The organism is Arthrobacter sp. SPT-J7 (assembly GCF_059089965.1).
Map to the genome: position 1 here is coordinate 1 of NZ_JBNHFF010000134.1, position 9,111 is coordinate 9,111.

General features: G+C 65.4%; 13 protein-coding genes, 1 pseudogene and 1 riboswitch. Of the genes and pseudogenes, 5 read left to right on the forward strand and 9 right to left on the reverse strand.

Features of this window, described 5'->3' with window-relative positions:
• A partial coding sequence (locus AC5RWX_RS26720) for an SOS response-associated peptidase (RefSeq protein WP_494099303.1) occupies positions 1 to 410 on the reverse strand: 410 nt, incomplete at its 3' end.
• A gap of 147 nt (positions 411 to 557) precedes the next feature.
• On the opposite strand from AC5RWX_RS26720, the gene AC5RWX_RS26725 reads away from it, so the two are divergent.
• On the forward strand, positions 558 to 815 hold the full coding sequence (locus AC5RWX_RS26725) for a mycoredoxin (RefSeq protein ID WP_494099293.1): 258 nt from the start codon (positions 558 to 560) through the stop codon (positions 813 to 815).
• A gap of 121 nt (positions 816 to 936) precedes the next feature.
• Here AC5RWX_RS26725 and AC5RWX_RS26730 read toward each other — a convergent pair whose 3' ends face one another.
• Both AC5RWX_RS26730 and AC5RWX_RS26735 read right to left on the reverse strand, forming a co-directional pair.
• Positions 937 to 1,683: a lipoate--protein ligase family protein gene (locus AC5RWX_RS26730; protein ID WP_494099304.1), complete on the reverse strand. Its 747-nt coding sequence runs from the start codon at positions 1,681 to 1,683 to the stop codon at positions 937 to 939.
• A gap of 305 nt (positions 1,684 to 1,988) precedes the next feature.
• Positions 1,989 to 2,792: a thioesterase family protein gene (locus AC5RWX_RS26735; RefSeq protein WP_494099294.1), complete on the reverse strand. Its 804-nt coding sequence runs from the start codon at positions 2,790 to 2,792 to the stop codon at positions 1,989 to 1,991.
• Positions 2,793 to 2,961: 169 nt separating this feature from the next.
• Here AC5RWX_RS26735 and AC5RWX_RS26740 point away from each other — a divergent pair, with 169 nt between their 5' ends.
• Entirely contained in the window at positions 2,962 to 3,639 is a 678-nt protein-coding gene (locus tag AC5RWX_RS26740) for an endonuclease/exonuclease/phosphatase family protein (protein WP_163163987.1), read from the forward strand.
• Positions 3,640 to 3,651: 12 nt separating this feature from the next.
• Here AC5RWX_RS26740 and AC5RWX_RS26745 read toward each other — a convergent pair whose 3' ends face one another.
• Both AC5RWX_RS26745 and AC5RWX_RS26750 read right to left on the reverse strand, forming a co-directional pair.
• The gene (locus AC5RWX_RS26745; protein ID WP_494099295.1) at positions 3,652 to 4,161 is read right to left on the reverse strand and encodes an NUDIX domain-containing protein; all 510 of its coding nucleotides are present in this window, start codon (positions 4,159 to 4,161) and stop codon (positions 3,652 to 3,654) included.
• 35 nt (positions 4,162 to 4,196) lie between these two features.
• Positions 4,197 to 4,403, reverse strand: a complete 207-nt coding sequence (locus AC5RWX_RS26750; RefSeq protein ID WP_494099296.1) for a DUF1918 domain-containing protein — start codon at positions 4,401 to 4,403, stop codon at positions 4,197 to 4,199.
• 96 nt (positions 4,404 to 4,499) lie between these two features.
• Here AC5RWX_RS26750 and AC5RWX_RS26755 point away from each other — a divergent pair, with 96 nt between their 5' ends.
• On the forward strand, positions 4,500 to 5,018 hold the full coding sequence (locus tag AC5RWX_RS26755) for a metallophosphoesterase family protein (protein ID WP_494099297.1): 519 nt from the start codon (positions 4,500 to 4,502) through the stop codon (positions 5,016 to 5,018).
• Positions 5,019 to 5,127: 109 nt separating this feature from the next.
• Entirely contained in the window at positions 5,128 to 6,021 is an 894-nt protein-coding gene (locus AC5RWX_RS26760; RefSeq protein ID WP_494099298.1) for a glucose 1-dehydrogenase, read from the forward strand.
• Between the two features lie 81 nt (positions 6,022 to 6,102).
• Here the strand turns inward: AC5RWX_RS26760 and AC5RWX_RS26765 are convergent, their stop codons facing one another.
• The 4 genes and pseudogenes from AC5RWX_RS26765 to AC5RWX_RS26780 form a co-directional block, all read right to left on the reverse strand.
• The gene (locus AC5RWX_RS26765) at positions 6,103 to 6,546 is read right to left on the reverse strand and encodes a DUF1810 domain-containing protein (RefSeq protein WP_494099299.1); all 444 of its coding nucleotides are present in this window, start codon (positions 6,544 to 6,546) and stop codon (positions 6,103 to 6,105) included.
• On the reverse strand, positions 6,530 to 7,099 hold the full coding sequence (locus tag AC5RWX_RS26770; protein WP_494099300.1) for a DNA alkylation repair protein: 570 nt from the start codon (positions 7,097 to 7,099) through the stop codon (positions 6,530 to 6,532). The genes AC5RWX_RS26765 and AC5RWX_RS26770 overlap by 17 nt, the downstream gene beginning before the upstream one ends.
• A complete protein-coding gene (locus tag AC5RWX_RS26775; protein WP_494099301.1) occupies positions 7,096 to 7,455 on the reverse strand; it encodes a TraR/DksA family transcriptional regulator in 360 nt (119 codons plus the stop codon). The genes AC5RWX_RS26770 and AC5RWX_RS26775 overlap by 4 nt, the downstream gene beginning before the upstream one ends.
• A gap of 9 nt (positions 7,456 to 7,464) precedes the next feature.
• A pseudogene (locus AC5RWX_RS26780) lies at positions 7,465 to 7,575 on the reverse strand (hypothetical protein); the annotation flags it as partial.
• 446 nt (positions 7,576 to 8,021) lie between these two features.
• Positions 8,022 to 8,184: riboswitch (cyclic di-AMP (ydaO/yuaA leader) on the forward strand.
• Between the two features lie 3 nt (positions 8,185 to 8,187).
• On the opposite strand from AC5RWX_RS26780, the gene AC5RWX_RS26785 reads away from it, so the two are divergent.
• Positions 8,188 to 9,039, forward strand: coding sequence for a LysM peptidoglycan-binding domain-containing protein (locus AC5RWX_RS26785; RefSeq protein ID WP_494099302.1), 852 nt, complete (start codon positions 8,188 to 8,190; stop codon positions 9,037 to 9,039).
• The last annotated feature ends 72 nt before the right edge of the window (positions 9,040 to 9,111 follow it).

The window sequence follows — 9,111 nt, forward strand, 5'->3', positions numbered from 1 at the left end:
CACTCATAGAGCCCGGCAAAAACCAAACTGCGGCCCTCCCCCGGATGCACGTAGTAGGGCTGCTTCCCTTTCCCGGGACCCTGCTTCCATTCGTAGTAGCCGTCTGCGGGCACAGCGCACCGGCGTGACTGGATGGCCTTGCGGAAGGCGGGCTTCTCCAGCACCGATTCGCTCCGGGCGTTGATCATCCGGGAACCGATACCCGGGTCCTTGGCCCAGGAAGGAACCAGTCCCCACCGCGCCACGTGCAGCTGGCGCACCTGCTTGCGCTCCGGACCTTCATCGATCAGCCGCTCCAGGACAATGGGAACGTCATCAGTTGGCGCGACATTCCACGACGGCGGGATGGCCACCTCCTCCTCAAGCTCGGCGTCGAACTCAGCCAGGAGGTCCCCCACGGCACGTGCCATCACATAGCGTCCACACATGGCTCCAGCATGCCATCGGCGGCAGAAGCTGTCATGCGGAGGGCGGCCAGGGGCGCAGTTGCTGGGAATACGGGGCCGCACGCTACCGTTGTCAGGAATGAAACCCCCAGCAACATGTAGGAGAAATCCGTGGACTTCACTCCCGAAACCGGCACCATCACCATGTTTTCCACCACCTGGTGCGGCTACTGCAACCGGCTGAAGAAGCAGCTGGACGCACAGGGCATCGGCTACACCGAGATCAACATCGAGGAAGTGGACGGCACCGCAGAACTGGTGGAGCAGCTGAACGGCGGCAACCGCACGGTGCCTACGGTCCTGTTCCCGGATGGCACCGCGGCTACCAACCCTTCCGCTGCCGAAGTCAGGACCCGCCTCGCAGCGTAGCTGGCAAACCGGGTCAGGGACTTTTACCCAGGCACCGCCGTCACAGGCGTGTGATAGACAAAACGGGACCAGCACTTCGGTGCTGGTCCCGTTTGCGTACCTGCCCCTGAACCACTGGGGGTCAAGCCCCCAGGCTGCTGAAGGCAGCACTCGTGAGGCTGGCGTGGCCCGCATACGTGGTAAGCAGCGCATCCTCCACGGCCGCTACGTCCACGCCCGGCACAAGATCGTTGACGGCTCCCGCCGTGGCAGGGTCCCACTCCAGCCCCAGGGCTGCGTAACTGTCCGCGAGGACCTTGCGGATGGGGGAAGAGTTTTCCACCACGATGACGGAGCTGAAAAGCCACCCTCCGGCCACCACACGCTGGGCGGTGCCCACCAGCTTGATACGGGAACCGGTTGCCGGGTCCGTGCCGTGCACGCTGTATTCCCCCGGGCAGTACTCACCCGGGATTTCCCCTAGGGCCGCCTGCACTCCCACGCTGCGCAGCGTTTCGGCGAACAGCCAGCCAAAGTATCCGAACCGGCTTTTCGATCCTGCAATGGCATCTGCGTCCGGTTCGATGTGGTCCACCACGAGGGTTCCCTGGTGGTAGGCAGCGGCGCGCCCTCCCGCCCTGCGGACCAGCGGCTCAAAACCGTTGCCGCGGCAGGCCTGGGCCGCTGCTTCAAAGCCCGGCAGCCGGGTGTCCCGCTGGCCGAACGCCACCGTGGGGGCAGGGCGGTAGAGCCGAAGCGTGGGGCCGATGTCCCCCGTCCTTGCCTTGGCCAGGAGCTCCAGGCCAAATTCCAGGTCACGGGCTGCGCCGAGCGACGCCTCCTGCCGCACCACCGTGAGTGTGCGGGGTCCCGGTCCGGCGTGGTGCATGTTGCTACGTTCCCCTATGGTCATCTTGCAATTCTCGTTGTTGCCGCCGCGTTCGCAGTGATTGACGCCGTCTGGCGCAAGTTGATGAACCCGTTCTACCGGAGCCACATCGGCGAATTGCTGACGGACAAGCCAAACCTAGGGTACGCGGTTGCCTTCTACGTCAATAACACCGCCGAATTGTGTTCCTTGCCCTCCGGCCAGCGCTCGACGGCGGCCGCTGGCTCACGGCCTTGGGCTGGCGCGCTGCCCAGGGCGCCTTCGCGGGGCCGGAAACGTCCCGCATGGAGCACGCCGGTGCCGCCTTATGTCCTGCGTACGGTCAGGATCTGCTCAGCCCGGCCGAAGGGGCCCTGGAGGTCGTGCAGCACCGTTGAGGTGAGTCCGATTCCGTCCCGGCCGAACGAGACAGCGTTGTCCAGCCCCAGCCACTCCCCTTCGGGGCGGCGGTACATATGGATCTGCAGGTCCAGGTTGGGGAACGCGTAGCTGTCCTTGCCGGGAGGTACCCGGGCAGCGATGCCGTTGGCGGTGTCCACCAGCCCCATGAGCCGGGCGAGCTGTCCGCTGTCTTCGCGGTCGGTGAGGGGATGGTCAGTGCGCAGCCATACCTTGCCGGCCCCCGGCCGGTGCCCTTCCGCCACCCTCATTTCAAGCGAGCGGATGTAGCCGCCGGGCCATACTGAGGCACCGTCGTAGGGTTTGCATTCGTCGGGCCCGGGTATCGCAGTGTCTTCCACAGCGGCCACCCCGGACGTATCACTGGTGGCCAGCCGCCAGGCCGTGGCACGGATCGCTGTCCGCCCCCCTGCCAGCAGTTCGGCCTGCAGCAGTTCGATGGTCCTGCCCGGCCGCAGCGTGGTGGTCTCAATGTGGAATTCACCGCCGGGGATCAGGCCCAGGATCTCGTAGCTGAGGCGGGCCATCCGCATGTCCGTCCGCGGCTGGTGGCGTTCGAGGCTGTCGGCCATCAGCCCGGAGGCCGGCGCCATGTGCTGCTCGTGCACGTTCCAGGCGCCCTGGGCGTGGATGGTGGAGCGGAAGCGGCCATCACCCAGGGCCTGGTAATAGAAGTTTCCCTCAGCCAGTTCAGGCAGATCAGCAGTCAACGGGTGCCCTTCGAAGGAGATTTCAGTGAATTGCCAATAACTCTATCGTTTTGCTCCCAGGCCACCGGCAGGGCTGCCATCCGACGCGGCGAAATGTTGAAGCCTGGCGGCTGTCATCTGGGTAGACTCAGGAACTGGTCCTGTCAGCAACCCTCGGAAGAGGTGTTCCATGCGCGTCATCAGCTACAACCTCCGCAAGCACAAGGCAAGCGGTGAGCTCCTTGCCCTGGCACGGAACCATGATATTGATGCGCTCTGCCTCCAGGAGGTGGACTCCAGCGACCTTCCGGAAACCCTAGGCCCGCTTCACCTCGCGGACGCCACCAAGGGAAACCGGCTCGGGCTCGCCATCTACTACCGCACCAGCCGGTTTACCGCCCTGGACACCCAGTCCTTCGCCTTGAAGAAGTCGATGCATGACAGGGTTCTGGCACCGGCGCACGAACGGCTCATCGGCACCCGGGTGATGGACAACGAAACCCAGCACGAACTGGTGATCGGTTCCTTCCACGCCGCCCCCTTGACGGCCTCCAACTCGCTGCGACGGAAGCAGATCCACGCCGCCCACGCCGAACTCCTGAGCATGGGCAAGGGACTGATGACGCTGATGGTGGGAGATTTCAACTACCCGTTCTTCACCAAGAACCTGCACGTCCACATGAAGAACTCGGGCTATGCGCTCTCGCTGAGCAACCGGCGCACGTATACCCGCTACAAGGTCTTTAAGGGCCACTTCGACTTCGCCACGTCACTGGGGCTGGACATCACCAGCGTGGAGACCCTCCCGCGCGGCAACTCGGACCACCTGCCCATCCTGGTCCACGCCGAATACGGCCCGGACTACTGACCGGCATTCCGGCTAACTACCGGAAACCAGCCGCTCCCGCAGGTCCGGCCACGCGGCGGCGAACCCGGGATGCAGCTCCTTGCTTTCCACGTCAGCCAGCGGAATCCACAGCAGTTCAATGCTTTCAGGATCGCTGATCACCGGATCAAACGGGTGCGTCACCAGCACCACCACCGTGGTGTAGGACCAGTAGCCCAGGTTCAATACCGAGGTGAAGAGCACGCCAACGTTCTCCGGCGGAACCGCGGCCTCCTCGTAGGCCTCACGCAGCGCACCCACAACGGCGTCCTCGCCTTTGTGGAGCGCCCCGCCGGGCAGTCCCCAGGTTCCGCCGTTGTGGCTCCAGATGGCACGGTGCTGCAGCAGCACACCCTTGGCGGGGTCGTAGGCGAGCACCCCGGCAGCGCCGAACCTGCCCCAGTACCGGCCATGTTCACCTTCAACCCAAGCGTCACCGGGATCGCGCGGGCCGGTACGGACAGGCGGGGTGGAGGACGGTGTGGAAGCCAGTGAGTGATCCATCGCTCCAGTCTGACAGGTTGACCGGAAGCGGCGCATCACTCGCTGCGGTGCTGGTGCGCGTTGCCGCGTTCGACGGCGAAATCGCCGCCGGGGTACATGATGGTTTCATGGCCATCGTCAAAGCGGACCAGGTAGGGCGGGGTGCCGCCCTGCCCGCGCACTTCGAGAATTACGCCGTGCCGGTCTGTAGCCCCGACGGTCCTTCCGTGAACAATGATCCGGTCGCCCTGTGCAGCCTCCATGGCTATCACCTCCAGCCCCAGAGTACGTCTGCCCGCCATGCGGAACAATGCCAAAGGAAGGGCCATCGGAGCCGGGCGGCGTGGCAGGATTTCCCCATGCCCCTGAACCTTCTCCTGCTCGCTGATACGCATGTGCCCAAACGCGCGAAGGCCCTCCCGGCGCAACTGTGGGCCGCCGTCGAAAGCGCCGATGTGGTGTTCCACGCCGGTGACTGGGTGACGGCGGAGCTGCTGGACCAGCTTGAGCGCCGCAGCCGGCGCCTGATAGGTGTCTACGGCAATAACGACGGTCCCGACCTGCGCGGCCGGCTGCCGGAAACGGCCACCGCCACTCTTGAGGGTGTCCGCTTCGCCATGGTGCACGAAACCGGCCAGGCGAAAGGCCGGGAAGCGCGGTGTGAGGCAAACTTTCCGGATACCGATGTGCTGGTCTTCGGGCACAGCCACATTCCGTGGGATACAACATCACCGGGAGGAATGCGGCTGCTCAACCCGGGCTCCCCCACGGACCGGCGGCGGCAGCCTGCCTGCACGTACATCACAGCGGTGGTGGACTCGGGAAACCTGCGGGATGTCAGGCTGGTGGAGGTCAGCCGGGACCCGGAGCCGGGCTGAACAAGCAGTGCAATGCGGGTTGGCAGGGACAGGCCGGAGTGCCTACGCTTGGAACGGTAAGCATGCTTAGTTTTGCCGTGTTCCACCCCTACCCAACAGGAGGACCACCATGACAGACCAGTACACCTTCCGCGACCCTGTGACGGCGTACGGAAAAATCTCGCCGCCGGAGCAGCACCAGCCCGAGCCGGGCCTGGACGCTGAGCTGGAGCCCAAAGCGGACCTCGGCGAGAACACGTACCGCGGGACCGGCCGGTTGGAAGGCAGGAAGGCCATCGTGACCGGCGCGGACTCCGGGATCGGGGCGGCCACTGCCATCGCCTTCGCCCGCGAGGGGGCCGACGTCGTCCTGTCCTATCTCCCGGAGGAGGAAGAGGACGCAGCCCGCATCGCGGGACTTATCGAGGCCGCCGGCCGGAAAGCTGTCAAGGTCCCCGGGGACCTGAAGGACCCCATCGTCTGCCGCGAAGTGGTTGACACCGCAGTGGCCGTGCTCGGCGGGGTGGACATCCTGGTCAACAACGCCGGCAAGCAGGTGGCGCAGGAGGAGCTGACCGCCATCACGGACGAGCAGTTCGACCACACACTGAAAACCAATGTGTACGCAATGTTCTGGCTGACCAAGGCTGCCCTCCCGCACATGCCGGCAGGGTCAACCATCATCAACACCACGTCCATCCAGGCCTACAACCCGTCCCCCACGCTGCTGGACTACGCCACCACCAAGGGCAGCATCAACAACTTCACCAAGGGACTCGCCCAGCAGCTCGCGCCGAAGGGCATCCGTGTCAACGCCGTAGCTCCGGGGCCCATCTGGACGCCGCTGCAGGTCAGCAGCGGGCAGCCCAAGGAGGAGCTGCCGGAGTTCGGCCAGTCCACTCCCCTGGGCCGGGCAGGCCAGCCCGCGGAACTCGCCCCGGCGTACGTCTTCCTGGCATCGCCGGAGTCCAGCTACGTTATCGGGGAAACGCTGAACGTCAACGGCGGCAGTCCCTCGCCGTAGCGTTAAGCCACAACAAGTGAGCCGGATGGCGGTGCCTTGCGTACGCAGGGCGCCGCCATCCCCTCCTTCAAGCGTTGGCCCTTACTGTTCGTCCTGGCCGGCCAGCAGCTCGTCGGTAGCGGCATCGGGCTGACCATCGAAGAACTGGGCCAGCACGGTTTTGAAGACGGTTTCCCCGGGGGCTGCGCGGAGGAACAGCGTCATGGACGAATGCAGCTTCCGGGCGTCGATGCTACCGAGAATGTCCTCCGCAGGGCGGCTTGCATGGTTGGTGACGGCCAGGGCGCAGTCGAGCAGCCGCGGGCCAAGCACTGGATGGTCCAGGTAGTCCCGGGCCTCGGCAATGGAGCTGATGGCGTACCGACGTGACATCTCACTGTGGCCCAGGCCCGCGATCTGCGGAAAGATGAACCACATCCAGTGGCCGGATTTGCTGCCCAGCTGCAGTTCCGCCAGGGCCTGATCGTAGGCTCCGCCGCTGTCCTGCGCGGCGACAAACCGGTCCAGGTTATAGGGATCGTTCATGCGTGTCTCCTTGTGGTGGGGGGTCGGGGGTGGATTGCTGACCGATGAAGGCGGCGGCACGGCGCAGCCTGCCGTCGGGGTCCGTCCGCCAGCGGGCGAGGACAACGTTCACGCGTTGCCGGTCACGCCCGCCGAGCCGTGCCAGGAACGGCACCATAACGTCGGCCAGCAGGGGTTCCGTCAGTTCGCCCGTACCGGCAGACCGCAGGAAGCCCTCGATCCGGGTCAGGTCCGAATGGCGCAGGAGTGGCACCTTGGACTGGAGCAGCACAACGGCGGCGAGCCGGCGCTCAAAGACCGGCCTGGAGCCGGGCCGCGGCTGACCCCACAGGGCGGACGCCAGCTGGACCACGGCGTCGTGGTCAAAGTCCTTATACTTCCGCAGGGCGTCGCGGACGGTTCCGCGCACAGCACCCACCGAGGAGCCGTAGGAGGCCAGCTGCCCGCCCAGCCGGCCCTCGACGTCGTCCGCCCGATACCAGGACCCCTCGTTCTGCAGCGTCCGGTCGACAAATTCTGCTGCAGCCGTTACCTGATCGATGCCGCTGCTCATTGCCTGCGGCCTGCCGATGCGTGCCGGATGCAGAACGGGGTCCACGGCCGTGCCTCGAGCCTGCCTTCGGCGATGGCTTCCCCGCAGACGGCGCAGGTCCCGTAGGTGCCGGCGGAGATCCTGGCCAAAGCGGCGTCCACCTGGTCAAGCCCTGCGCTGCTCTGCTTCAGCAGGGCGGACGCCTGGGACAGCTCGAAGGCGATGGTGGAGCCCTCCGGATCATGTTCGTCGTCCACGTTGGAGTCCTGGCGTGCCGAATTTGCGGAGGCGATGTCCGCGCGGAGGGCCGGAAGGAGGGCCATCTTCCGCTCCCGCTCCTCCTCGAGCAGGATACGGAACCGTTCAAAGTCGGGCATGGCAAAAGCCTACGCGGCGTCAGTACCAGCTCCTCGCCACGAGTGGTTCCAGGCCGGGCACGGCGAGCCGTAACGGCCACCGATACAGCCCAGCCCCCCTTCGATTTGGTTTCGATAGCTCGTAAGCCAACCGGTGCCGGCGCTTGCATACTTGCCCGGCGGAAGGGCCTGGGCAAGTCCCTAGGTGCCCGAAAAGAGGAGACTGGCCAGCAGATGGCCAATCCTCACGATTTCGGCGGCTTTTCCCGCCTCGATGGATTTTGCGTCCTGCATTCAAACCAGCGTTTCATCGTTATGGAGCGGAAAAACGCGTGCCTCCCAGGCACCTTTGCAGGGTTCCTTTATGGCGTTGTGACAAACAACACTGCGGTTTACGCGGCGCGCCTATCTCGGGTGGTCAGCCGGATGTGGGTGCTGAATCTATTCGATTGCTAAATACGATAGGACCACCTCGTATGTTACCCAAACGTGACAATGCATCCGGTATCGGGCTATGGTCTTCAGGTGTCCCTCTCAGACGGGGCATTCCCGTCAGTATGCCGAGCCCTGCCACTGACCCGGGATTCAATCGTTTCCAGCTGGCAGGGACGGGGGAACCAAGTTTCCGCGGCCTCATACGAGGCCTTGGGGTTAAGTCGATAGTGCCTCCGTTTCGTACGGAGTTGCTCCGGCCGGGTATCTCCAACCCGAACCCGACAGCTCACCCCGCAGGCATGGGAGAGGCGATCAACCGTGTCAAAAAATTCCACCACCGCCCGTCACCGCGCGACTCCGGCCCGCTCCATTGCGCTCCAGGGCTTGGCTGTCTCAGCCAAGTCGCTTGGCCGCCCGGCGCTCGCCGTAGCCGCCGCTTCCGGCATTGCCTTCGGTGTTGGCGCCCCTGCCCACGCAGGCGTCACCGGTCCGGACACCACTGAGACCACCAACACCCAGGCTTATGCAGCACCGGCTGCTGCAGTGGCTGCCCCCGCAGCAGCTGCAGCCAACGTGCACACCGTCGTCTCCGGCGACACCCTGGGCGCCATCTCGGCTGCCAACGGGGTAGCCCTGAATGATGTCCTGTCCGCCAACGGGCTGTCGATCGACACCATCATCTACCCCGGCGACCAGATCCAGATCCCCGGCGCTGGCTTCGTTGCAGCCGCTCCGGCCGCTGCTCCGGCTCCCGCCAAGGCTGCTGCCGCTCCTGCAAACACCGGCATGAACCTGTCCTACGCCTCCACGGCGGCACCTGCTCCGGCAGCACCTGCTCCGGCAGCACCGGCAGCCACCGGCACCGGGACCGGCGCAGCCATTCTGGCGAACGCCTACGGCCAGCTGGGCGTCCAGCAGGACTGCACCGCCATGGTGGAGAAGGCTCTCCGCGCCGTGGGCAAGAGCGTTGGCGACCTCGCCCCGGGCCAGTTCTACCAGTACGGCACCACTGTGGGCACCCCTGCTCCCGGTGACCTGGTGATCACCGCCGGCCACGTCGGCGTCTTCGCCGGCAACGGCCAGGTTGTCAGCGGCGGCGTGGACGGTTTCAAGACCGAAGTCCACTCCATCAGCTGGCTCAGCGGTGCTTCCTTCGTCCGCGTAGCGTAGTCACACCACCCGAACAGGGGCGGGCGCCCGGGATTTGCCGGCGGGCCCCCCAGGTTTGTTGTGCGCACTCTT